This window comes from Mesorhizobium shangrilense (assembly GCF_028826155.1).
Lineage (GTDB): Bacteria > Pseudomonadota > Alphaproteobacteria > Rhizobiales > Rhizobiaceae > Arvimicrobium > Arvimicrobium flavum.
Map to the genome: position 1 here is coordinate 161,907 of NZ_JAQGPN010000002.1, position 22,554 is coordinate 184,460.

At 61.2% G+C, this 22,554-nt stretch carries 21 protein-coding genes and 2 pseudogenes; 8 read left to right on the forward strand and 15 right to left on the reverse strand.

Going from position 1 to position 22,554, the window contains the following annotated elements:
* The first annotated feature begins 295 nt into the window (after nt 1-295).
* The 3 genes from PD284_RS24250 to PD284_RS24260 all read left to right on the forward strand — a co-directional run bounded on the left by PD284_RS24250 (nt 296) and on the right by PD284_RS24260 (nt 4,595).
* The gene (locus PD284_RS24250; RefSeq protein ID WP_274630910.1) at nt 296-1,153 is read left to right on the forward strand and encodes a transglutaminase family protein; all 858 of its coding nucleotides are present in this window, start codon (nt 296-298) and stop codon (nt 1,151-1,153) included.
* A 171-nt stretch (nt 1,154-1,324) separates the two neighbouring features.
* Nucleotides 1,325-2,395: an AI-2E family transporter gene (locus tag PD284_RS24255; RefSeq protein WP_274630911.1), complete on the forward strand. Its 1,071-nt coding sequence runs from the start codon at nt 1,325-1,327 to the stop codon at nt 2,393-2,395.
* 1,051 nt (nt 2,396-3,446) lie between these two features.
* Entirely contained in the window at nt 3,447-4,595 is a 1,149-nt protein-coding gene (locus tag PD284_RS24260) for an extracellular catalytic domain type 1 short-chain-length polyhydroxyalkanoate depolymerase (RefSeq protein WP_274630912.1), read from the forward strand.
* Nucleotides 4,596-5,664: 1,069 nt separating this feature from the next.
* Here PD284_RS24260 and PD284_RS24265 read toward each other — a convergent pair.
* The 4 genes and pseudogenes from PD284_RS24265 to PD284_RS24280 form a co-directional block, all read right to left on the reverse strand.
* Nucleotides 5,665-5,865, reverse strand: coding sequence for an RNA-binding protein (locus PD284_RS24265; protein ID WP_274630913.1), 201 nt, complete (start codon nt 5,863-5,865; stop codon nt 5,665-5,667).
* A gap of 22 nt (nt 5,866-5,887) precedes the next feature.
* Entirely contained in the window at nt 5,888-6,079 is a 192-nt protein-coding gene (locus tag PD284_RS24270; RefSeq protein ID WP_274630914.1) for a hypothetical protein, read from the reverse strand.
* A gap of 107 nt (nt 6,080-6,186) precedes the next feature.
* Nucleotides 6,187-6,444: a DUF982 domain-containing protein gene (locus PD284_RS24275; protein ID WP_274630915.1), complete on the reverse strand. Its 258-nt coding sequence runs from the start codon at nt 6,442-6,444 to the stop codon at nt 6,187-6,189.
* Nucleotides 6,445-6,843: 399 nt separating this feature from the next.
* A pseudogene (locus PD284_RS24280) lies at nt 6,844-7,550 on the reverse strand (IS6 family transposase).
* Nucleotides 7,551-7,604: 54 nt separating this feature from the next.
* Here PD284_RS24280 and PD284_RS24285 point away from each other — a divergent pair.
* Nucleotides 7,605-7,766, forward strand: a pseudogene (locus PD284_RS24285) (hypothetical protein); the annotation flags it as partial.
* 141 nt (nt 7,767-7,907) lie between these two features.
* Here the strand turns inward: PD284_RS24285 and PD284_RS24290 are convergent.
* Both PD284_RS24290 and PD284_RS24295 read right to left on the reverse strand, forming a co-directional pair.
* Nucleotides 7,908-8,186, reverse strand: a complete 279-nt coding sequence (locus PD284_RS24290) for an usg protein (RefSeq protein ID WP_274630916.1) — start codon at nt 8,184-8,186, stop codon at nt 7,908-7,910.
* 122 nt (nt 8,187-8,308) lie between these two features.
* A complete protein-coding gene (locus PD284_RS24295) occupies nt 8,309-8,554 on the reverse strand; it encodes a hypothetical protein (protein ID WP_338036693.1) in 246 nt (81 codons plus the stop codon).
* Nucleotides 8,555-8,900: 346 nt separating this feature from the next.
* On the opposite strand from PD284_RS24295, the gene groES reads away from it, so the two are divergent.
* The 3 genes from groES (at nt 8,901) to PD284_RS24310 (ending at nt 11,193) form a co-directional block, all read left to right on the forward strand.
* A complete protein-coding gene (gene groES / locus PD284_RS24300) occupies nt 8,901-9,215 on the forward strand; it encodes a co-chaperone GroES (RefSeq protein WP_274630917.1) in 315 nt (104 codons plus the stop codon).
* Between the two features lie 60 nt (nt 9,216-9,275).
* Nucleotides 9,276-10,904 (forward strand): chaperonin GroEL, encoded by a 1,629-nt coding sequence (gene groL, locus PD284_RS24305; RefSeq protein WP_274630918.1) that lies wholly within the window; start codon nt 9,276-9,278, stop codon nt 10,902-10,904.
* A gap of 67 nt (nt 10,905-10,971) precedes the next feature.
* Complete coding sequence (locus tag PD284_RS24310; protein WP_274630919.1) at nt 10,972-11,193, forward strand: hypothetical protein; 222 nt, start codon at nt 10,972-10,974, stop codon at nt 11,191-11,193.
* Nucleotides 11,194-11,569: 376 nt separating this feature from the next.
* On the opposite strand, the gene PD284_RS24315 is transcribed toward PD284_RS24310, so the two are convergent.
* From PD284_RS24315 to PD284_RS24330, 4 genes are all read right to left on the reverse strand, one after another.
* Nucleotides 11,570-11,842, reverse strand: coding sequence for a molybdopterin-dependent oxidoreductase (locus tag PD284_RS24315; protein WP_274630972.1), 273 nt, complete (start codon nt 11,840-11,842; stop codon nt 11,570-11,572).
* A gap of 705 nt (nt 11,843-12,547) precedes the next feature.
* Nucleotides 12,548-13,741, reverse strand: coding sequence for an IS91 family transposase (locus PD284_RS24320; protein ID WP_274630920.1), 1,194 nt, complete (start codon nt 13,739-13,741; stop codon nt 12,548-12,550).
* A gap of 2 nt (nt 13,742-13,743) precedes the next feature.
* Complete coding sequence (locus tag PD284_RS24325) at nt 13,744-14,652, reverse strand: tyrosine-type recombinase/integrase (RefSeq protein WP_274630921.1); 909 nt, start codon at nt 14,650-14,652, stop codon at nt 13,744-13,746.
* A gap of 378 nt (nt 14,653-15,030) precedes the next feature.
* Complete coding sequence (locus tag PD284_RS24330; protein ID WP_274630973.1) at nt 15,031-15,654, reverse strand: hypothetical protein; 624 nt, start codon at nt 15,652-15,654, stop codon at nt 15,031-15,033.
* Between the two features lie 236 nt (nt 15,655-15,890).
* Here PD284_RS24330 and PD284_RS24335 point away from each other — a divergent pair, with 236 nt between their 5' ends.
* Nucleotides 15,891-17,168: a phospholipase D-like domain-containing protein gene (locus PD284_RS24335; protein ID WP_274630922.1), complete on the forward strand. Its 1,278-nt coding sequence runs from the start codon at nt 15,891-15,893 to the stop codon at nt 17,166-17,168.
* Between the two features lie 225 nt (nt 17,169-17,393).
* Here the strand turns inward: PD284_RS24335 and repC are convergent, their stop codons facing one another.
* The 5 genes from repC to PD284_RS24360 form a co-directional block, all read right to left on the reverse strand.
* Complete coding sequence (repC, locus tag PD284_RS24340; protein WP_274630923.1) at nt 17,394-18,623, reverse strand: plasmid replication protein RepC; 1,230 nt, start codon at nt 18,621-18,623, stop codon at nt 17,394-17,396.
* A gap of 156 nt (nt 18,624-18,779) precedes the next feature.
* Nucleotides 18,780-19,766 (reverse strand): plasmid partitioning protein RepB, encoded by a 987-nt coding sequence (gene repB / locus PD284_RS24345; protein ID WP_274630924.1) that lies wholly within the window; start codon nt 19,764-19,766, stop codon nt 18,780-18,782.
* 70 nt (nt 19,767-19,836) lie between these two features.
* Nucleotides 19,837-21,048, reverse strand: a complete 1,212-nt coding sequence (repA, locus tag PD284_RS24350) for a plasmid partitioning protein RepA (RefSeq protein ID WP_274630925.1) — start codon at nt 21,046-21,048, stop codon at nt 19,837-19,839.
* 340 nt (nt 21,049-21,388) lie between these two features.
* Nucleotides 21,389-21,748, reverse strand: a complete 360-nt coding sequence (locus tag PD284_RS24355; protein WP_274630926.1) for a stability/partitioning determinant — start codon at nt 21,746-21,748, stop codon at nt 21,389-21,391.
* Complete coding sequence (locus PD284_RS24360) at nt 21,745-22,440, reverse strand: ParA family protein (RefSeq protein ID WP_274630927.1); 696 nt, start codon at nt 22,438-22,440, stop codon at nt 21,745-21,747. The genes PD284_RS24355 and PD284_RS24360 overlap by 4 nt, the downstream gene beginning before the upstream one ends.
* Nucleotides 22,441-22,554 lie beyond the last annotated feature (114 nt).

A 22,554-nucleotide genomic window follows, 5' to 3' on the forward strand; every position in this document is an offset into this window, starting at 1 on the left:
TGGGCCGTTCGGGTAAACGTGTCTCACAAACAGCGCCGCAGAGGCTCCCGGATCGCCGCAGAAAGCATGCGCCGACGCCTCAGGGTTGGTCGCGCCTCTCCGATGTCATCGCTGTTCTGGTGGAAATGGATACTCGGCCGCTTTGACAGCTTCAGTCTTCTGGAGCACCCCGCGTTCTTCGTCAGCTGTTCCTTGTGCGGAGGCTTGATCCTCAGACGCGTTCGCTGACACCGCCACGACGCTGCCTATGTGAACGAGCCCGATAAGCGAAGCTCAAGGTGATGAGTGCGCATCGATGAAGCTGACCGTTCATCATGAAACGACGTACTGGTACGCATGTCCCGTGCTGCTGCAGCCCCACCGCATGATGCTCCGGCCCCGTGGCAGCCACGAAATTGTGATCCTGGCAAGTTCGCTGAGCTGCTCGCCAGAGGCGGAGTTAGACTGGACCCAAGATGTTTTCGGCAATCTGATCGCAACGGCGACCTTCTCGCAGGCTGCGGCCGAACTTGTCATCATCAACGATCTGACTGTTGAGCAGTCTGCGGTGGAATGGCCGATCTTCCGGATCGCGCCGGAAGCACATTCGTTTCCGTTCGACTATTCACCGGACGATCTTGCCGCGCTCGGCACCCTCGTCACCGTTGAACATGAAGATCCCGAAGGCAGGCTGGCAGCGTGGTTGCGAGGGTTCATCCACGGCACGTCGACAGATACGCTGTCTCTGCTGAAGGATATTAACGCAGGGATACTCGATGCAGTGGCTTACCGGGCGCGGGATGAGGAGGGTACGCAGACGCCACTTGAGACCCTTTTGCTAGCCAGTGGCTCGTGTCGCGACATCGCTGCGCTCTTCATCGAGGCTGCCCGCCGTCTCGGCCTCGGCGCCCGCGCAGTCTCGGGCTATCTCTTTGATGCGGATGCGTCTCCGGGTGATCGAGGGGCAACCCATGCGTGGACCGAGATCTATCTCCCTGGTTCGGGATGGATCGCCTTCGACCCCACACACCGTCGAATTGGGAACGCCAACCTCATTCCGGTAGCGGTGGCTCGCAGCAATCGACAGATCATGCCAATCACCGGGGGTTATGCAGGCCTACCGGAAGATTTCATGACCATGGAGGTGACGGTCCATGTCGCGCGGAAGGAATAGTCGCAGCTCTACTGGCACCAGGTATCAATGCGCTTTCGAGGCATGTCACTGACACCTGGTGAGTCCCCTTGGTGCCCGCCTGATTTGGGTGGGGCCAGGACAGCATTCTGGGCGAGTTTCCAGACTTGCGTGACCGTTCGATGGACTGGCGAGTGAGGCTGCGAGGTGGACATGATGGCATCCAACCCATCGGTCGAGCGGTTCTTCGGAATTGGCGCACTTGTGCTTCTCGGCATCGGCTGCATTGTCGTGCTCTGGCCATTTCTCTCCGCCCTGATCTGGGCAGCGGTACTCTGCTTTTCCACCTGGCCAATCTACACTTGGTTGGAGCGACTTCTGGGCGGAAGGAGGACGCTTGCCGCGCTTCTCATGACCCTGCTCGTAGCCGCTGTTGTTGTGGCGCCGTTTGCAATCTTGGTGGCAACACTGGCCGATAGTGCGGCGACCGTCGCCAAAGCCGTGAACAGCCTGCTTGAGCACGGCCCGCCTGCGCCGCCCGGTTGGGTGGCCGAAATCCCCCTCATCGGTGAGCGCCTGGCCCTCTACTGGCAGGGCTTGGCTTACAATGCACCGGCTTTCCTCGTCGAACTGACGAAGCTCATACGTCCTGCGACAGACATCGCGGTGGCCAGCGGCGCAGTTCTGGGTGTGGGGCTCCTCGAACTGGCCTTGAGCGTGTTTATCGCGTTCTTCTTCTATCGGTACGGCCGCCAGATGGCAGCCTCTTTGCGCGGGAGTTCCGAGCGGATTGGTGGCACTCGCGCACGGCATCTGCTCACAGTTGCGGGCTCAACCGTCACCGGGGTGGTTTACGGGGTGATCGGGACGGCTATTGCGCAAGGACTACTGGCCGGCATTGGGTTCTGGATCGCAGGTGTGCCTCAGGCCCTGCTGCTCGGGTTCCTCACATTCCTTCTTTCCTTCGTGCCCGCCGCCCCGCCCGTGGTCTGGGGGTCTGTTACGCTCTGGTTGTTGTTTCAGGGCGAGGTCGGCTGGGGCATCTTCGTGGCTGGTTGGGGTTTGCTGCTGGTCAGCAGCATCGATAACGTATTAAGACCCTATCTTCTCACCCAAGCGAACAGCTTGCCCGTGCTGCTCAGTTTCTTCGGATTTCTGGGCGGCATTTTGGCCTTCGGCTTCATCGGTGTGTTCCTCGGCCCGGTGCTCTTGGCGGTGGGGTACAGCCTGTTCCTTGAATGGCAGGCGGCCGGCAGTCGAAAGGGGAGCCCTCCCTCCTCGTGATTGCTCCAGCCGGCAGGATGTACGGATGCCTGTCGGAAAGCGATCCGCCGGCGAGATCGCTCTCGGCGGGCGAGTTTTACGGGAGTGTCAAGTGTTGGGATGCCCTGCCGTAAGCATAAGGGGTTGAATTTCGCTGCCCTCTTGCGGACCCGCGGCATCAAACAACGGTTAGCGCTCTCCATTAGGGCAGCCGAAGTTCGTGCTGCTTAGCCTTCGCCGGATCTTCGCGGCCTGAAGGAAGAGATCAACGATTGCCTGGCTGTGGTCGGGGATTGAAGGTATGTCGATGTTCTTATCGGTCATCAGGTAGTCCGCTGCCCGGATGTGATGGGCTGTCATGGGAGCGAGATCCGCGTTTGCTAGGACCTACAGACTCTGCCTCGCGCCCATGGCAGTTCGACGGTCTACCAAATCCCTTAGGGCACCGACGGCCATCGTTTCGATTGCACGACACGGTCCGTGTGAGGCTGGCGATTCACGATTGTCACGCCAGCTCGATCGCATACCCGTTGCACCCGTCAGTGTGTATTCGTCGCTGGCCCCAAGTGAGGCCTGAAAAAGCTGCAGCGGGGGTGACCTTGGACGTGATCAGCATTCTGCCTAACGAACGCCCCGCCTGAGCTGCCGTTTCTGGCGCCTCGACCACCATGACGGGACTCGATCGAATATAGGGATTGCTTGCCGCGGCGATGGCTGTGGGTTGACCGTCCGGCACGTCAAGACTTTGCGCACCTCATGTTGCGCATAGGCGCACACCGGAAAACCGCGAACCATAGACGACCATGCAGGCAGTCACTCGGCCCCTAATCGCGTCCCAGATCGCCGCGGCTCATGGAAGCACATTGTCCGTTTCCTCCAATATTGAGCGAACGATGTTTGAGTTCTCGACGGCGATCGGTAAGCGGCAAGCGGCAATCCATCAGGCCGCCGTCACCATAAATTGGCTGACGCATCGGCGCACAACCTTTATTGTGCAGTGCAGCAACGAAACTGCCGGAGCTACGTTCCTGCTTGCCCTCCAATTCCGGACGTCAGAACGAGGACGGTTCAATTGCGAAAAATCTCCGATACGATCGCGCGCCTTGCCGCGCTTCAGGCGACGTCTCGTCTAGGCTCTGCGCACACAACGAACGATGGACGCCTAGAACTCCTTTCCAACTTTGGCTCAAATCCCGGTAACCTCGGAGCGATGTACTATCTGCCTCCAGACCTGAATGAAGCGGCGCCGCTGGTCGTGGTCCTACATGGCTGCACGCAAACCGGAGCCGGCTACGACCATCATTCCGGCTGGTCGCAGTTGGCGGACGAAGCAGGTTTTGCACTGCTCTACCCGGAACAGCAGAGAGCGAATAACCCGAACCTCTGCTTCAACTGGTTTCAGCCCAAGGATGTCGACCGCGGTTCCGGCGAGGCTCTGTCGATCCGCCAGATGATCGAGACAATGGTCGTGGCGCACAAGCTCGACCGCAAGCGCATCTTCATCACCGGGCTCTCCGCTGGCGGGGCGATGGCAGCGGCGATGTTGGCGGTCTATCCGGAAGTGTTTGCGGCCGGCGCGATAATCGCAGGGCTACCTTATGGCTGCGCAGCCACGGTCCCTGAAGCGTTCGACCGCATGCGCGGCCACGGCGTCCCGTCCGAGCGAACACTACAGCAGCTTCTACGGAGTGCAACTAATCATCCCGGCCCTTGGCCGCGCATTTCGATATGGCATGGTTCTTCTGACCAGACGGTCGCTTCCGCCAACGCGAAGGCCATCGCGTCCCAGTGGCTGTGCGTGCACGGGCTAGCAAGCACTCCAGAGTATTCGGGTACCCAGAGCAAACTGAACAGGCAAGTATGGTGCGACCCAAGCGGCGATGCGCTGATCGAGATCAACCTCATCTCCGCCATGGGCCACGGCACGCCGCTTGGCAGTGACGGCCTCGGGACGTCGGGACCCTTCATGCTGGACGTCGGCGTTTCTTCGACCCGAGAGATCGCGCGATCCTGGAATATAGTTGGTCAGCAAGGATCGCGTTCTGGGGGGTCGACAACCGACGAGCGCATCGATCTGCAGACGCCCGTCATCGCACAGGCAGACCGCGAGGAGCCGTGGCCTAAACCAGGCATGCAGTTCGATCAACCGACAAAGGGTGTGCACGAGTCTACAAAGAAGCTTATTGAAGACGCGCTCCGGACCGCGGGGCTGATGCGCTAAATAGCCCTCACAGCGGTTCGCCCTCGGCTGAAGCGATCTCGGAAATAGCGGTGAAGGCCAGCCCGACGCGCAGTTGCCGTTTCGAATCGACGTGATCGCCCAGTGACGACCGGGGTAAAGGAGTGATGTTCCGAGGTAGGCAAAGGTATCTGCGCGTGCTCGCGTACGAATGAGGGGCAATCCGGTCATGAAAAAAGCGGGCTCTCGCCCGCTTCATCTTCGGTCCTGAGACCATTTCGCGCCGCCGGTACATTCATGGTCGGCGCGCGATCGATCAGGTCAAATACGATCACTCAATCCAAGAACCTCACGAACCATCTGTTCGGAGCCGCTGTGAAGAGCCATCGGTGCGTGTATCTCGCGCATCAATGTGTTCCCATCAAGGCCAACTCCGAGTAGTGTCTCAGTTTGAAATTCAGCGCCGATTGTCTGGATGGACCCAACCTGCAGGCGGGTCGGGTCGTATTCGCGGGGTCTTCTTCCGGGCGGCTAATCGCCCTTTCCCATCACGACCTGGGGAAGACAGCGTTCTCAAGATGGTCGCGCGTGAGAGCAATACGGCCGTCCGCGAACTTTTCTATGTTCGCCGAAAAGTTTCTCCCGGGAGGAGCCACCGTTACGAGGGACTTTCCCTTTAAGGTTTCGCAAAGAAAGCGATCCGTGGCTGCTTGATCTGAATCGGCTGTCAGCAAATATGCCCGGTCAAAAACGTCGTCTCCGGCGTCAGTGATCAACGAAAGACCAAGATTGAGATCAGACGCCTTCTCATTTGGCTGCTCCCAAACGTGACTGCAATGTCGACAATCTCGCTCCTCGTGGAGGTAATGCCCTAAGATACGGGTCAACACCGACATTTCGCAGCGCATTCATGAATTGATCATGGCGTCATCGCTTTTGCGAATACCCGGGCGGTGCTGTGATATTGAGGGAATAATAATTCCGCCGAGCCGCCAGAGGTTGCACCACTTTAAAAGAATGGCCCATTTAGGTCCGTTACAGCATGATAGAGACTAAACCCGTCGACATAGAGTGCGGACCGAACTGGCACATGCCCCCATTATGCGTGCAGCTATGCGCTCGGCTTATTCCACCGCTTCGCAGCGGCCTTCTTGGCGATCTCGGCGCCCCGTTCTGGTGTCATGTTCTCGGCGCGCTTCTTGCCGCCCTTCGCGCCAAATACCTTGGCGGCAGGGTCTTTGCCATCGTCGATGACGGTATCTTCTTCCTCACCGATGACAATGCGCATGACCTTCACGGGATTGCCGATCACGTCGGCGGGGCGCTTCTGGCCTTTAGGTCCGGTGAGCATTATCAGACCTCAACTGCTCAACGTTCTCGTTCAGCCGCCGCAATTCTCGGATAACCTCAGCGAGCAATTCGGAGATACCATCGAATGTACGGATACCAGCCGCCACGCCTTTGTCCGCAATGATAAATTTACGCGTGCTCGCGATCATTTCCTCTATGTCTTCGATATCAGCCATGCTTTGGCTCCATGCTTTCCGCTAAGCATATAGGAGGCGACGGCGGATTGCGACAGGCCCGTCAATGGGGCCAAAATTCAAGCTGAGACACTACTCGACTCCGAGAATTAACGATTGATCACAAGCCCCGCCTCGCGAGCAGCCGCGGCAAATGCCTTGCGCGCGTGCGACGCCGGCTTCTTGCCAGCCGTCACGTCAGCGCAAGATTGGAGAGCCGCGCGATGTTTGTCGCCGCGCTTGCCTGGCCATTCGCGAAGGAGAAATTCGCTGCAGGCATTGATGTCCGCGAGCTGAACCTTGGAACTGGGCTGACCACTCTCGACGATTATAGGATCTTCGAATTTAGGATTGTTCATCACTGTCATGAATCCAGCCTGTCGCCTGCCAGGAATAGTACGATCGCACCGGAAAGGCTGAACGATTCCGTTCGCTGTCCATCAGCGTCAGCGGGGTGTTGCGATGATAAACGAGGAAGACATGACGTCCTCCTTTCAATTGGGGCCAGGGGAGCTAGCCCTCGCCGGCAACGCCGGTGTCAGAATTGCCGATATGGGAGAGGTATACGCTTAGCTCCGCAATAGCAAATAGGCGGGCCGGAACCCCCATAGGCAACCGCGATCATTGCCCATCTGGGCCGGCTAATGACGGCAAACCGTTCCCCCGTGCCAAGAGCAGTCCGTCCGCTTCTGATGCGGTGGACGGCTCTCCTCCGCCGGTGATGTCAGGTTAACTTCATCGAGACGCCATTCGGTATGATATTTGGCTCAGACGGCCGCCCCGGCGACCGCCTTCCAGTGTGCGATCGCCCGGAGACCTTGCAGACGAAGGGCGCTGGCCGAGTGTTTGGAACGAGGCGGCACAAAGAGGTTTCGGACCGCCGAAAAGATGCTTGTGAAGCGCTGCAGCGCGCCTGGCGAGCGAAACCGTTGCATCATTCGCTCCCGTTTTCGCAAAGGCAAATGGGAGTTTTCGACGCGATTGTTCAGCCCCTTGTGCGATTGATGCTCGCGACCGTGGGCATGACCTGACGCCGGGCTGCGGCGTAGGAACGGAGCTTGTCGGTGACGATACGTTTCGGCCCGCACCCCTGCTTCCTCAACAGCCGGATCAGCAGGCGCCTGGCAGCTTTGGTATCGCGGCGCGCCTGGACGATCTCGTCGAGCACGTAGCCATCCTGGTCGACGGCGCGCCACTGCCAATGCTTCTTGCCGCCGATCGTCACGACCACTTCGTCCAAGTGCCAGATGTCGATTGGACTTGGTTGCTTCCGCCGCAAGCGGCCAGCATAGTCTGGGCCGAACTTCTTCGCCCAACAGCGGATCGTCTCATAGGTAACGACGATGCCGCGTTCCAGCAGCATCTCTTCAACCAGACGCAGGCTCAGCGGGAACCGAAAATACAGCCAGACCGCATGAGCGATCACAGCGGGCGGGAAACGATGGCGCTTGTAGCTGGTGGTAGACTGAATCATGTCCGCCGACCAGCTAACAACCTCAACTTCGGTTAACCTGACATCACCCCGGCGATGCTTGCGCGACAGCCAGATTCCGGCTTCCGCCATCCATTTGCGCAACGTCTCGCGCGACACAATCAGGCCGTGATCGAATGCCTTCAGAACGAATGGCCGCAATGGGCGCGCGGCAGGAACTGGCGCAGCGCGCACTCAGCCTGTCGCGACGTGCTCGACGGATGGTGCAGCGCGAAGGCGGCCCGGCGGAGCTTCGTCAGGGCGGCCGATCGCAGGGCTGTCGCTGGGCCGGCGCCGATCGAGCGCGCCGGCTTGGCACCGGCCGGCACAAGGCGAGACACGCTTGGCGGCTGTCGGCATTCAGTGAATTGCGATAATGCCGTCCACTGCCTTCCACACGGACGGCCGGATCAAGCGATGGTGGGCAACGCGCACCGAGTGCAGCGCGCCCTCCAGCGTTTCCTTCCAGTAGTCGAGGAAGCTGCGCAGTTCGGGAAAGTCGGGAGCCAGATCATACTCCTGCCAGACATAAAGCTGCAGCAGGCTGGGATGGTCGGGCATGCGGTAGTGAATCTCGGCAGTTGTCAGGCCGTACCCTTCCATCTGCATGCGGAACTCGCGGCCCACCACTGCAGCCATTCTCCGACCTGTCCTCGCTTCATGCATCCAAACGTTGCCGTTCGGGTCGGCGCTTGGCCTCGTTTCGGTCTTGAAACGTCGAACTTGGCGCGTCGAGCCGCCGCAGCGCTTCCATGATGGCGTCAAATGAGACCGGCTGCCGGGCGCCCGGCGGCTGGCGCAGAGCCGGGCATGGATTCCGCTGCGCAGACGTCGGAAGCCCACGATGAGAGGACCGCTCGCTTTTCGCCAACGTCCAGCGCATCGTCGTTGAGAACGTCGTCTGGATGGTTGTAGTGGCGCGCCGGCGACAGCAGCCGGTCGAGCGTGAGGTCATTGGCTTCAGGCGCCAGTGACGGGATGATCGTCGAAAAGTCGGTTCGGCCCATCGATATCCTCCTTTCCGGTTTGCCGTTCCAAAGCTCCGCTTCGATCTCGATTCGAGAAGCCGTGCATGGTGCCCGGCGCTTCTCCGATTTTGCTCGACGTCGTGACAATTTCAAGCCCCGCCGGACAGCCAGAACGGCAAATAGCTGCATGTTTTCATGATGCTAGCGCTCGATAAAGGCGAGTGCCAAAAAAATTCGCGGCGCCTCTTGAAATGCCAAAATCCGAAAACTAGCTCGAGATGCGCGCGTTGCCTGATGAAGGGTCGCCACGCCCCACACCGGCCCGATATTGCCGGTCCGGTGTGGAGGAACTTCAAAATCTGTTTGTCCTTGAAGGAGAACGAAAATGGCGTTCCGTCCATTGCACGACCGTATCCTGGTCCGCCGCATCGAAGCCGACGAGAAGACGGCTGGCGGCATCATCATCCCCGATACTGCGAAGGAAAAGCCACAGGAAGGCGAGGTCATCGCAGTCGGCCCCGGCGCTCGGGACGACAGCGGGAAGCTGGTCGAGCTCGACGTGAAGGTCGGCGATCGCATCCTATTCGGCAAATGGTCCGGCACCGAGATCAAGCTCGACGGCGAGGACCTGCTCATTATGAAGGAAAGCGACGTGATGGGCGTGATCGACCAGAGCGTCGCGTTCAAGAAGGCCGCGTGATCGGGTTCAGAAGAAGCAATCCAGTCAACGAAAGCTGCCTAAATTTGAAGGAGTGGTCCAATGGCTGCCAAGGAAGTCAAGTTCCATACCGAGGCCCGCGAAAAGATGCTGCGCGGCGTCGACATCCTCGCCAACGCCGTGAAGGTGACGCTCGGTCCGAAGGGACGCAACGTCGTCATCGACAAGTCGTTCGGCGCCCCACGCATCACAAAGGACGGTGTCACCGTCGCCAAGGAAATCGAGCTCGAAGACAAGTTCGAGAACATGGGCGCTCAGATGGTGCGCGAAGTCGCTTCGAAAACCAATGATCTTGCCGGCGACGGCACCACGACCGCGACAGTTCTCGCCCAGGCGATCGTGCGCGAGGGCGCCAAGGCTGTCGCCTCGGGCATGAACCCAATGGACCTGAAGCGCGGCATCGACAAGGCGGTGGATGCCGTCGTTGCAGAACTTAAGGCCAACGCCCGCAAGGTGACGCAGAACAACGAGATCGCCCAAGTCGGCACCATCTCGGCCAATGGTGACGCCGAGATCGGCCGGTTCCTTGCCGAGGCAATGCAGAAGGTCGGCAACGAGGGCGTGATCACGGTCGAGGAAGCCAAGACCGCCGACACCGAACTTGAAGTGGTCGAAGGCATGCAGTTCGACCGCGGTTATCTCTCGCCGTACTTCATCACCAACCAGGACAAGATGCGGGTTGAACTCGACGAGCCCTATGTTCTGATCCACGAGAAGAAGCTCGGCAATCTGCAGGCAATGCTGCCGGTACTCGAAGCAGTGGTGCAGTCGTCCAAGCCGCTGCTCATCATAGCAGAGGACGTCGAGGGCGAGGCGCTCGCCACGCTGGTTGTCAACAAACTGCGCGGCGGGTTGAAGGTCGCAGCGGTGAAGGCGCCGGGCTTCGGCGACCGTCGCAAGGCGATGCTGGAAGACATCGCCATCCTCACCGGCGGCACCGCCATCTCGGAAGACCTCGGCATCAAGCTGGAGAACGTCACGCTCCAGATGCTCGGCCGCGCCAAGAAGGTCGTCATCGAGAAAGAAAACACCACCATTGTGGACGGTGCCGGCTCGAAGGCCGAGATCGAGGGCCGTGTGAAGCAGATCAAAGCGCAGATCGAGGAAACCACTTCCGACTATGACCGCGAGAAGCTGCAGGAGCGGTTGGCCAAGCTCGCCGGCGGTGTCGCGGTAATCCGCGTCGGCGGCTCGACCGAGGTTGAGGTGAAGGAGCGCAAGGACCGGGTCGACGATGCGCTGCATGCAACGCGCGCAGCCGTTGAGGAAGGCATCTTGCCGGGTGGGGGCGTGGCGCTGCTGCGCGCTGCGAAAGCACTGGACAACGTGCAGGTCGACAACCCCGACCAGAGGACCGGCATCGAGATTGTGCGGCGGGCCATCGAGACGCCGGCTCGCCAGATCGCCGAGAATGCCGGCGCGGAAGGTTCTATCATCGTCGGTAAGCTGCGCGAGAAAACCACTTTCGCCTGGGGCTGGAACGCCCAGACCAACGAGTTCGGCGACCTTTATAACCAAGGTGTCATCGACCCGGCCAAGGTCGTCCGCACCGCGCTGCAGGACGCCGCCTCCGTCGCGGGACTGCTCGTCACCACCGAGGCGATGGTAGCCGAGAAGCCGAAGAAGGAAGCCGCCCCAGCCATGCCCGCCGGCGCCGGCATGGACTTCTGAGGAAAAATAAGGTGTTCCGCGTCCCGTGGCGGGGCGCGGGCGCTTCATCAAGACAAGCGAGGTTTGAATGAACATGATATCTGGCATCGGGTCGGTAACGTCTCCGACGCGCCCGCCGAGCGATTTTCTGGCCCATGAAACCGAGTGCCGCGTCGCCTTGAGACCCGCAATCGAGGGTCTGCTCGACATGGCCGTGTCCGCCGGCTGGAACCGGCGGACCGCGGCATCCACGCTCATGTTCCTCGCCGCGCAGCATGTGTCCGCAGCGAGGTCCGAAACCGAGACGTAGACGCAGCTGCCCTCCGGCCCAGGAGAGAATGAACGGAGCCCGAGGCAGCCGACCCAATGGCGGCCTTCGGTCAATAGACGAGACGCAATTTCGGCGTTTGACGATGATCGCGTGTTTTGCAAGGCGGAAGACCACATTTTCGCAACCGAGGTCGCCGCTCGCGTTGCTCACAACTGCCGGCGGGCGCACGCCCGCGCCTGAACGGCCCGATTAATGCCACCGCGACAGACATGGAGACAATCATGCTCGCTCCACGGCCTCTCTCACTCCCGGCTCTGCGTGAGGCGCAACGGTGGACAGCTCCCTCATGTCGATCGATCGCCGTGAGATACTCTGGGGTCCGGCTGCTACTATAGCACCGCCCGTTACAAACGGATCACACCACGGAGCACGTTCGAAGCATAACGTAGTCGCGTCCCATGAATTGGTTTTCGAAGCGCTGGTCGCGCACCTCAATGCGCTTGAGCCATTTCGCATTCGCGATTCCATACCAGCCCGGCGCTATCAGCCGGAGCGGGAAGCCATTGTCGGGCGGCAGGGGAGTTCCGTTCATCTCGTAGCAAATGATGTTCTTCGGATCCATAGCTTCGGTGAGCGACATGCTGCGCGCGAAATTCTGCTTGAACTTGACGTCGTCGACAGACCCGATCCGGCATTATTTGATGATACTCGACTCTCTCATCCATTAAGGCGACCTCGCCAAGAACGGCGGCACGTAATCCATGAGACACCAGGCGGTCACGACACTGGAGAACATGAAGGCCGAGAAGTAGCGCCACGACAACATGCGCCAGCAGAGCCGCATCGGATGGCTCACCGCGGGCCTGATTATCCTGACGATCGTACAGGCTGGTATTGCGGTTTGGGGCGAACTAAGCCCGGACCCGGTCGCCATTCAGACGGTTCGCCAAACGACGATTGACACCCTCTATCTTCCGGCAGCAGCCGAACAAGCGGCAGGGTTTCGGCGGAAAGGATGCTGGGCGGCGACAAGGGGGTCGGAAGCGGGATGGCAGCTATCCCAAGGCCGTACCCGGAAGCAGATGGTCCGCAGACGTGAAGAGTTTCGGGCGCCGGCAGGCGTACGAAAGTCCCCGAGGAAGGAACCCGCGGGCCACAGGCGACGGCTATGGGGATTTTGATCCGCGGCTGATGTCGGCGATGGCTGGAGCGTCGCCCGGAGGCATCGGGTTGGATGCGGACGGACCGCTTCGCCTTTCAGCCCCGCGGCATTGTCGGCTCGTCGCGCGGCCGGATGCGCCCCTTGTGGCGTCGGCGATCATCGCGAGCGCGTGTGGATCCGTTGCCGGAGACTGGGCGCCTGCGGCTTGAGGCTGGGGTATGCCATGCCGGGTCATGGCCAGTTCTCCCGACTCGTTGCATGTGCATCTGGCGGCCCTCGCGGCTGTCGCCACCGTTCGAATACCTCGATGATGATCATGCGTCCGCCGCAGCAGGGGCACGGCGGGCGAAAGGCGTCCGGTTGGTCTGGGGGATCGTCATGGGGCGGTGCGGTGACGTTCAACAGTTCGCGCGCCATCGCAATGCTGGCCTTGCGGGCGGAGCCGGCGAGCAGGCCGTAGTGGCGGATGCGGTGGAAGCCGGGCGGCAGGACATGGAGCAGGAAGCGGCGGATGAACTCGTCGGGGCCAAGCCTCATGACCTGCTGGCGATCGGCGCCGTCGCGACGGTAGTCCTTGTAGCGGAAGGTGACGCCGCTCGCGTCGAAGGCGATCAGACGGCTGTTCGAGATCGCGACCCGGTGCGTATAGCGCGACAGGTAGGCGAGCACCGCCGCCGGGCCGGCGAACGGCGCCTTGGCATAGACGACCCAGCGCTTTGTCCGGACGGGAGCAAGATGGCGCAGGAAAGCCTGCCGCTCGGCGAGGTGCGCCATGGTCCCGAAGAAGCCGAGCCGGCCGGCGTCGTGCAGTGCGACCAGCCGGGTGAGGAAGAACCGTCGGAACAGCTTGCCGAGCACGCGTACCGGAAGAAGGAAGGCCGGACGCGACGAGACCCAGCGCTTTCCGTCCGGCGCGATGCCGCCGCCCGGCACGATCATGTGCACGTGCGGATGGTGCGTCATCGCCGATCCCCATGTGTGGAGCACGGCGGTGATGCCGATGCGCGCGCCGAGATGCTGCGGATCGGCGGCGATGGTCAGCACCGTCTCCGATGCCGCCTTGAACAGCAGGTCGTAGACGAGCGCCTTGTTCTGGAACGCGACGTCGGCGACCTCGGCGGGCAGCGTGAACACGACGTGGAAGTAGCCGACCGGCAAGAGGTCGGCCTTGCGTTCGGCAAGCCATGTCCGCGCCGCCGCGCCCTGGCACTTTGGGCAGTGCCGGTTGCGGCAGGAGTTGTAGGCGACCCGCCATTGGCCGCAGTCCTCGCAGGCCTCGACGTGACCGCCGAGCGCCGCGGTGCGGCAATGCTCGATCGCCGACATGACCTTGAGCTGGGCGAGGCTCAGATGGCCGGCATGGGCGGCCCTATAGGCGGGGCAGGCAGCACGGAAGATGTCGGCGACCTCGATCGAGGCGCGCACGCTCAGCCGTCGGGTGAGATCTCTTCCGGCTTGAACAGGCCGAGCTTGTCGAGCGGGCTCGTGACCGTGCGCACCGTGCGGGTTGCAACCTTGGTGTAGAAGGCGGTGCTGTTCAGCTTGGCGTGCCCGAGCAGGACCTGGATGATCCGGATGTCGGTGCCGTCCTCCAGCAGGTGGGTGGCGAAGCTGTGCCGCAGCGTGTGCGGCCCGATCCGCTTGGTAATGTCGGCGGCCTGCGCCGCCTCGACGACGATACGATAGAGCTGCCGCGTGCTGATCGGCTTCATCGCATGCTGCCCCGGGAACAGCCAGCCGTCGCGATGCATCACGCCCTGCTGCCGACCGACCTTCCACCACTCACGCAGGAGAGCGAGCAGATCCGCGGAGAGCATGGCGTTGCGATAGCGCCCGCCCTTGCCGCGCTCGACACGCAACAGCATGCGCTCGCTGTCGACGTCGGCGACCTTCAGGGTCGAAACCTCGGCGACGCGCAAGCCCGCGCCATAGGCGACCGAGAGCGCGGCCTGGTGCTTGAGGCAGGTGGTGGCGTTGAGCAGCCGGGCGACCTCGTCGCGGCTGAGCACCACGGGCAGCTTGCGCGGGTGCGCCAGACGAACGAGCCTGCGCGCCAGATCGGGACGATCGAGCGTGTGGGTGAAGAAGAAGCGCAACGCCGACACGATCCCGTTCATCGTCGGCACGGGAACGCCGTCCTCTTGCTGCTCGATCTGGAACCGGCGCAGGTCGTCGGTGGTCGCTGTGTCTGGTGAACGCCCAAGGAATGTCGCCAGGCGTCCGATGTCGCGGAGATAGTTGCGCTGCGTCTCCCCTGAGAAACGCCGCATGTTCATGTCGTCCATCAGCCGCTGACGAAGTGGGCTGATCGGCACTTCGAGAACTGAATGAGGCATGGTCAGGCTCCTTGTTGAAGAAGTCCTTCATGCTCTGCCCACGCCGGGCGACGCTCAACGCAAGCGCGACGCCCGGCCCTGATCTCTACCTCAACCCGCAGGCGCCCTCCCGCGCAGCGGGTTCGTTCGTCGGCCCCTGTGCGGCGATGCTGGCGATCCCTTTTCACACCAGACTAGCCGTGCCTCCAGCAACGATGACCGTGACCATCGTCACGAACAGAAACACTGAAAATGGTGGCACCGCTGGGTCGATGGTGCCTACAGCCAAGCGGGCTACGAGGGCGACGGCGCACATGGCCGTGAACGCAGACGCCTTGCGAAGCCGACGGGTGAAGGGGCGGCCGCTTAGGATTGCGGTAGAGTGGTCATGAGGTAGCTCTACCGAAGCAGGCCCTCGAGATCGAAGTCCTCCCAACCTTTGAGCCGCGTTGAGATCGAGTCTCTGGTCTCTGCGCCGGATGCTGCTGTCTGCGTGGGTTTTCCGGCCCGGGTCCGCGCCGCCTTCCCTGCAGCACGGCGGCGGCTCTCGGCCGCGGCGACGGCATCCTGTTCCTGCCAAGCCGAAACAAGGTCCTGATCGAGCACGTCTTCGATGTGGCGTGGGTCGAAGACGTGAAACGTGATCTTGCGTGCCCGTCCGCGCAGCTTCACCGTCCGGGTTCCCGCGCTCTGCAGGCGGCCGTCCTTCAGCCATCGGTGACGTTCGGTCGAGGTGATTGCCAATATGTCCTCTACCTCCCGGGGAATGACCGGCAGGTCTTCGATGCCCGTGAGCGTATTCTCTACGATCTCAATTACGTCGCGAAAGTCATGGTCGTCATCCTCCGGCCCGCGCAGGACGAGCAGCCCAGCCTCGATATCAAGGCGCTTCCGGGTTGCCAGAGACAGTCGGGATCGCACCTCAAGAAGGATTCCCCTTGCGCGCACGCCGGATCCCAAGGTCGCCGCGGAAGGCAGGTTCCACTGGGCGATCAGCTTGTCTTTCTTTTGTCGTGGATCCATACCCCTCAGATAGGAAGTGCTCACTCTCCGGTCGAGGTGAATTGCGGTTTTCCGCGCGAACAATACTAGGTTCAACTGCCTGTTGCCGTCGCCTGCAGTCTGCCGGCCTGCGGGCGAGTTGAGCCAGGATGATGCTCCCCGTCGACCCTCAGCGTAGCCACGTCATAATTCTTGAAGGGGGTCGTTTTACTTTCTAAGTGGTCGGACGAATGACCTCGCGACTTGGGGGGAGGCAAATGCGCCTGCACTTGATAATGAAAAGCGCATTCGCGTTTGTCTTATGCGCCGTGCTCTTCGTCGTCGTGCTGAACCTCGTCCCCGAGCGTCGGGACGTTCGACAACCGATTCCTTTTGAATTCGCGGTTTCCGATCCGCAATTCCTGCGGACGATGAGCGGCATTTTTGAAGATGGTGTCACGTCGGGACACCAGATCGATACGCTCATCAATGGGGACGAAATTTTTCCCGCCATGCTCGGGGCTATCAAGGGCGCCGAAGACACCGTGAACTTCCTGACCTACATCTATTGGTCGGGCGAGGTTGCGGAGCAGTTCGCCAGCGCATTGGCGCGGAAGGCGACCGAAGGCGTGGCGGTCCGCGTCCTGCTCGACTGGGCTGGCTCCATTCCATTTGACCAACGGTTGATCGACAAGATGGAAGCCGCAGGGGTGAAGGTCCATCGCTTTCGACCTCTCAAATGGTATTCCATCGACAGGGTGAACAACCGTACCCACCGCAAGCTCCTGATTGTCGACGGGGTCTTGGGCTTCACTGGCGGAGTGGGGGTAGGCGACGAGTGGAAAGGAGATGCGCGGAACCCGGACGAGTGGCGGGACAACCATTACCGTGTCCAAGGACCCGTAGTTTCGAAGATGCAGGCGGCTTTCGCGGAAAACTGGCTGGAAGCGACAAATGAAGTGCTGAAGGGAGACCGCTTCTATCCCAAACAACGGGCAGCAGGCGCGCTGCTCGCGCAGCATGTCACGTCTTCACCAGCTGGAGGGTCCCAATCAATGCACCAAGCGATGCTGATGGCACTGGCCGCAGCCGAGCGCCACATCCGCATCGGAATGGGGTATTTTGCGCCGGACGAGGTGATGATCGCCCAGCTGCTTGATGCAAGACGGCGTGGTGTGGAAATTGACGTTCTGATCCCCGGCGAGGAGATTGATGTACCGATCGTCCGGCGAGCCTCGCGCCACCAGTGGGGCCGGTTGTTGGAGGCAGGGATCAGGATCCATGAGTATCTGCCAACCAATTATCACACGAAGGTGGTGATAGTTGACCAGCAATGGACAACCATTGGCTCTGCCAATTTCGACGAAAGATCGTTTCGCCTCAACGACGAAGCAAACATGAATGTCTTCGATCAAGGGTTTGCTCAGCGCCACATTGAGGACTTCAGTCGCGACCTTTCCCAGTCTCGTCAGGTCACGCTGCAAGCCTGGCAAAACCGGCCCCTGCTGGACAAGATTCGCGATTGGGGAGCGAACCTGCTGCGAACGCAAATTTGATGGTGGAACCAGCCTCGACGACGGCCTCCGTTTGGCTTAGCCGATAGTAGGCGGCTGGTAAGCCGCTCCCACTTTTGTTCGCCAGCCGCCGGCGGCCGTCGCCCTGTCGGCCAGCCGGGCGGCCATGCTGACACGTTCCACGTCGGCCTGATGCCGCGCTTCTGCGGAAGCCGGATGCATCCGCAACGCGGCCGCGATCTCAGGTCTGGCCCCCTCCAGCGGCGCTCACCCGGTCCTCGGCAGCGCTTTGTCCCTGGCCCGCAGCAACGCCATGAGGACGGGCCCGATGGAAAACTGCCCTGCCCTCGCCTTCTCGGTCAGGCTGCGCAGATAGCCGCCGGCGCTGGAGATGGCGTCGGCCCGCTGCAGGATGGCGGCGACGACGATGGCGGCGTCGGCCGGCCCCATGACCTCGCAGGCCTGGCGCCACGCATCAGGGCTGATCCCGAGCGCGGCGCGGGCAAGATCCGCGGTTGCCACCAGGCCCGCCCAGTCCGAAATGCCGTTTCGGGCGTAGTCGACGATGTCCGGGCAGGCGCGCAGCACAAGGCTTAGCGGGTAGGCTGACGTTTGGCGGTCCTGCGGCTGTTGCGGCAAGCGCTCCGCCTGTTCGGTTGGCGGCGTGGCTGCTCCCTGCTCCTTTTCGGAGCGAGGTTCAGATTCAAGGTAAAGGTTTGGGTTTGAATTCTGTTTGTGGCGCTCAGTCTGAGACTCATTGGCGCTCGTATTCTGGGATTTAACGTGTCTTTCCAGGATGTTGCGGATTTCATCGGCGAGCTGCGCAAAGGCCTCCGCGAGCGGCTCGAGCTGGGCCGCCGTGGCCGTCCGCGGAATCCGGACAGCGAGGATGCGGTAGCGCTCGCGATAGGCTTGCCAGTCGCCGCGCATGCCTTCGTCCTGGCCGAGCTCGATCATCTTGCAGATGTCGCGGCGGCAGATGGTGAGGCGTTCGCGCAGCAGATGGAGCGTCCGGCGCTCGGCCCGCACCGCGTCGGCCAGCCGCTCGAACTCGGCCGCTCGGGCGACGAGCGGGGTCAGGTCGAAGCCGAACGCCTGCTCGATCGCACCGCCCTGCCCCTTGCGGGCGAAGCGCTTGCCGTTCGGACTGTCGCGCCGCACGATCAGGCCGCACTCGACGAGCACGGCGAGATGGCGTCTGAGGGTCGCCGGGGCCATGCCGTGGGCGCGCAGCGACAGCTGGGCGTTGGACGGGAACACCAGGGCCCCCTCCCCCGAGAGTTCGGTGTCGGGATGGAAGGAGATCAGCGCCGACAGCACCGCCAGCGCGCGTTCGGTGGCGCCGAGCATGCTCCTGGCCTCGCAGACGGCGCGAAACACGCGCCATTTGTCGACCACGGCGTCTGGCGGACAGGTTCTTGCGGTGCGCTGGCCGTTCACGGCGGCAAGCGACAGCGGCCTCGGCCCGAAGGGCGAAGCTGGGGTATGCGTTTGCATGGTCTTTCACCTTGTCTAAGGCAAAAGAAACCTGCCCGTCAAAACGACGTCCAACTGCTTGACAGTGATTCGTGGAAATGCGATTCTCGGGCTGCTAGACACTACGAGAGAGGCTTCCACGACGCAGTCGTTTGGGGGCCTTTTTCTTTTGCGGTTTTAGTCTCCTGTTTCACCTGATTTTGACCGCTTGAACGCACCGTAGAGGTCGTCCAGTTGGCCCGTGATGAACGCTGCAAATTCGAAACCCAAATCGCCTTTGACGGTGATGGCCGCCTTCCTGGCTGTTCCTTGAAGCAAAACGCTAGCTGACTTATCAGCTGGAACCCAGACTTTCGGATCAGGCTTGGCAACGCCTTTTCGAGCTGGTTTCCCCTTTGTGTTCAGGCCGGCAAGAAGCCGCTCGAAACGCTCGCTGCTTGCCAAGCCATCGAAATCTGGCCGGGCAATGATGGTATCGACCTTTTGAGCGTTTGACGGCTTGGCCACCAGCAGGGAAAGCTCGACCCAGCGCTCGCGACCGACGGAGGGCGCAGCACCGATCCGTTGGATCAATGCGGACGGGATCCTGGTGACGACCGAGACCATTTTGGAGACGGCGGCTTCATTCGCAGCCAGCGCGGAGCAGATCACATCGCGTCCGTATTCGAGCTCTTCGAGACGCTTGGCAAAAACAGCCCGCTCGACAAATGTGAGGTTCGCGCGCGCCGAATTTTCCTGCCCCTGAGCTATGACATGGGCCCTGTCGTCGAGGCTCTTAACGACGGCCCTCACCTTTCGGCCGAGTTCCTTTGCAACACGAACCCGTCGATGACCGAAAACGACCATGTAGCGACCGTCGATACCCGGGTGCGGGCGCACTAGCACCGGCGTGTCTTGTCCCCTTTCCCTGATCGCTTCCCGAAGCTCTTGGTATTGCTCCTGATCGTCGCCCATCCGATCTGCAATGAACGAAATATCGATGGAACTCGGGTCGATCTCTATGACCTGCTCGCCTTCCAGATATTTGTCAGCCTGCTTAGCCAGCTCGTCGATCGAGCGGATCATGGATTTGGACGCGCCACGGACGGGATAGGGCATCGCAGGCGCTGCCGACTGCTCCGCTGCGGGGTCTAACAAACCCTCCAGCAAATTTTTACGGGCCATTCCCCACTCCTCGTAGGTCTAATAGCTTGAATGCGTTCATGAAAATCGCGATTTTGTCAGCCGACAACATTCAGCGTCCCCACGCATCATGAATGAGGTCTGCTATCTCGCCATTCACCGCCTCCAATGACTCCATCGCGCGCTCATACGTTGAGCGCGTCATGGTGTTCTTTTCGACCTCATAAAGGGTTTGCTTCGTTATGCCCGCATCCGAAACCGCGGTCGATTTCAGCATGTGGTTCTTCAAAATGAAATCCCCGAACAGGGTCTGCAGGAAAGACGTCATCTGATGCTGGGGGCCATCTGTGGGTTCATAGCGGGTAACCAGATAGCGGTACCACTCGAGATTGACCTCAGCCCCTGCGCTGCGGATGGGCTCAAGGATATTGCCCAGCATCAATAGGAACTGTCCCATCGACATCACATCGAGCATCTGCGGATGGATTGTGATCAAGACAGACGTCGCCGCGGTCAGCGCCGTGATGGTGAGATAGCCGAGCTGGGGAGGACAGTCGATGACGACGACATCGTAACGATCATCGACCTCGGCGAGCGCTCCAGATATCCGCGTGAAGAACGCGCGTCCCGCATTGGAGCTTTTATCCGTCATCGCCACGGGCGTGTCGTATTCGAATTCTTGCAATTCTAGGCTGGCAGGAACAATATCCAGTCCGGGGAAATTGGTCGGCTGGATGATTTCTGAAAGAGGCCTCCTCTCGTCGTCGTAGCGGATCGCATCATAGAGCGATTTGGTCTGATCGAGCTCCGGCTGGAAACCGTGCAGCGACGAAAGCGACGCCTGGGGATCGAGATCGACGGCCAGCACGCGGTGGCCAGTGAGCGCGAGGTATTGAGCTAGATGCGCAGCTGTCGTCGTCTTCCCGCTCCCCCCTTTGAAGTTCACGACGGCAAGGATCTGAAGCTTCTCGCCCGCCCGTCGATGAGGGACGTACATGCGTGCATCAGAACGGCCATACTCATCGAGATACTGGCGAAGCTCGACCATTTGCTCCGCCGTGTAGGAGCGCCTTCCCGACGATGACGTTTCGGGAACCGGACCTTTGCCTTCCAGATGCAGCTTCTTGAGGTGGCTCTGGGACACCCCGAGATAGGTCGCCACTTCCGCAAGTGAGAATGATCTCAGTCCTTTCTTCGCATGCGGCGGGAATCGCTGCACACTCAGCAGATGCAACTTTTTCGAGATCTGATCGCCTTGCTCGAGAATGCTTTTCTCAAAGAGCAACGGCGATTTAGTCCGAGGAGGAGGCGAACTCACGTTCATTCGGCCGGGACTTCCTAAAAACGATTTTTGGCGCAAACGGGCCAATCAACCGTCATTATGTCTGATTCGTCGTCCCCGACAAGAATTTTAATATTAACAGAAGGTTAACGGCCGCGAGGCGAGATATTCAGTAGTCTTTCGTGGCCGATCGAACGACTTTCACGGAAACCTATGCCCAATAGAGCCTAACTGACTGTAATCATTTCACAACCTTGGACTTTTGTCAGCTGACAAGATCAGGGTTCGCGTGAACCAGGTGGCTGGAGCCTGATTGGTGACCCGATTGACTCCCGCCCAGGGGGAGGGCGCGCCGCCAACCCGCGTTGGGTGACACCGTGGGTCAGCCCCTGCCCTCGCCGAGCTCGCGCCGGAGCGCCGCCAGGGCGCGTTGAAGGGTTTCGCCTGCGACCCATCTGTTGTCTTGGGTGAGGCGGTTGAAGGCGGCGACGGTCTCGCCGGTGGCCTTGATGTTGAGCTGGACGTTGCGGCCGGTCCGGTGCCGGCGCTGTTGCGGTCGCGGCGCGGCCGCTGCGTCGGTCCTGGTGCTTGCTTCACGGCTGCGGAAGTTGGCGCGTTCGGCGACGGCGCGAACCTCCTGCGATGATGGCGCAGTGGGATCCGGCGCGGGCTTGGGCTTGAAGTCCGAGAGGTCGAGTTTGCCGTCGTCCTCGAAGATGCTGGAGCGTGTCGGGGAGGTCATGCGACTTCCAGGGTTCCGGTGGCTGCGACCGCCCTCTTCAGGACGGCAACGAGTTCGGCGGCATAGGCGCGGGCGTTGACGATCGCGGCCTTGATGTTGCTGACCTGCTTGGGGTCGAGCGACAACAGGGTTCCGCCGAAGCTGAAGATGGCGCGGAACGCGGCGCGCTCGACGATCGGGATTTCGAAGACCGGAATGCCGGCCTGGGCGAGCTGGATGCGGATGTCGCGCAGGTCACGGGTGATGACGGCGGCGTTGACGCGCGTCAGCAGCACGGCGAACGGAATGGTCTTGCCGAAGGCGCGTTCTTGCGTGCGGACCAGCCTCACCGCCTTCACCGCTTCGACGGCGTCGAGCTCGCTGCCCTGCGTCGGGATGACGACGAGATCCGCGCGGCTCATGGCGTAGCCGACCATCATCGAGGCCGTGCCTTCCAGATCGACGATGACGAAGCTGGTTTTTGTGGCCGCCTCCTCGATGGCGTCGATGACGCTGTCTTCGCTGACGTCGCTGACGACCGTCAGGTTGTCGGGCTTGCCCGGCCGGCGCGCCCATCGCGACACCGGCTTGTTGGGATCCGCGTCGATCATGGTGACGTTGGCGCCTTGGGCGGCGAGTTCGCAGGCGAGCAGCACGGCGGAGGTGGACTTTCCAGCCCCACCCTTGGGGCTGGCGAAAACGATGGTTGGCATGAGCTCCTTCTGGGGGCAGACGGTGGGCCAATTGTTAGCAGAATGCTAACAGATAGCTCACCGGCTTCAAAGAGGTTTCGCGTAGATAGCCGGTAGCTACTTGGTATCCGCGCG

Coding starts and splice junctions, on each gene's coding strand:
- PD284_RS24330 (WP_274630973.1), bottom strand. CDS start 15,654: ATGGATCCACGACAAAAGAAAGACAAGCTGATCGCCCAGTGGAACCTG.
- PD284_RS24270 (WP_274630914.1), bottom strand. CDS start 6,079: ATGGCTGATATCGAAGACATAGAGGAAATGATCGCGAGCACGCGTAAA.
- PD284_RS24250 (WP_274630910.1), top strand. CDS start 296: ATGAAGCTGACCGTTCATCATGAAACGACGTACTGGTACGCATGTCCC.
- repC (WP_274630923.1), bottom strand. CDS start 18,623: ATGCAAACGCATACCCCAGCTTCGCCCTTCGGGCCGAGGCCGCTGTCG.
- PD284_RS24255 (WP_274630911.1), top strand. CDS start 1,325: ATGATGGCATCCAACCCATCGGTCGAGCGGTTCTTCGGAATTGGCGCA.
- repA (WP_274630925.1), bottom strand. CDS start 21,048: ATGAACGTGAGTTCGCCTCCTCCTCGGACTAAATCGCCGTTGCTCTTT.
- PD284_RS24335 (WP_274630922.1), top strand. CDS start 15,891: ATGCGCCTGCACTTGATAATGAAAAGCGCATTCGCGTTTGTCTTATGC.
- PD284_RS24360 (WP_274630927.1), bottom strand. CDS start 22,440: ATGCCAACCATCGTTTTCGCCAGCCCCAAGGGTGGGGCTGGAAAGTCC.
- PD284_RS24295 (WP_338036693.1), bottom strand. CDS start 8,554: ATGGGCCGAACCGACTTTTCGACGATCATCCCGTCACTGGCGCCTGAA.
- PD284_RS24355 (WP_274630926.1), bottom strand. CDS start 21,748: ATGACCTCCCCGACACGCTCCAGCATCTTCGAGGACGACGGCAAACTC.
- groES (WP_274630917.1), top strand. CDS start 8,901: ATGGCGTTCCGTCCATTGCACGACCGTATCCTGGTCCGCCGCATCGAA.
- PD284_RS24290 (WP_274630916.1), bottom strand. CDS start 8,186: ATGGCTGCAGTGGTGGGCCGCGAGTTCCGCATGCAGATGGAAGGGTAC.
- PD284_RS24325 (WP_274630921.1), bottom strand. CDS start 14,652: ATGCCTCATTCAGTTCTCGAAGTGCCGATCAGCCCACTTCGTCAGCGG.
- PD284_RS24310 (WP_274630919.1), top strand. CDS start 10,972: ATGAACATGATATCTGGCATCGGGTCGGTAACGTCTCCGACGCGCCCG.
- PD284_RS24275 (WP_274630915.1), bottom strand. CDS start 6,444: ATGACAGTGATGAACAATCCTAAATTCGAAGATCCTATAATCGTCGAG.
- repB (WP_274630924.1), bottom strand. CDS start 19,766: ATGGCCCGTAAAAATTTGCTGGAGGGTTTGTTAGACCCCGCAGCGGAG.
- groL (WP_274630918.1), top strand. CDS start 9,276: ATGGCTGCCAAGGAAGTCAAGTTCCATACCGAGGCCCGCGAAAAGATG.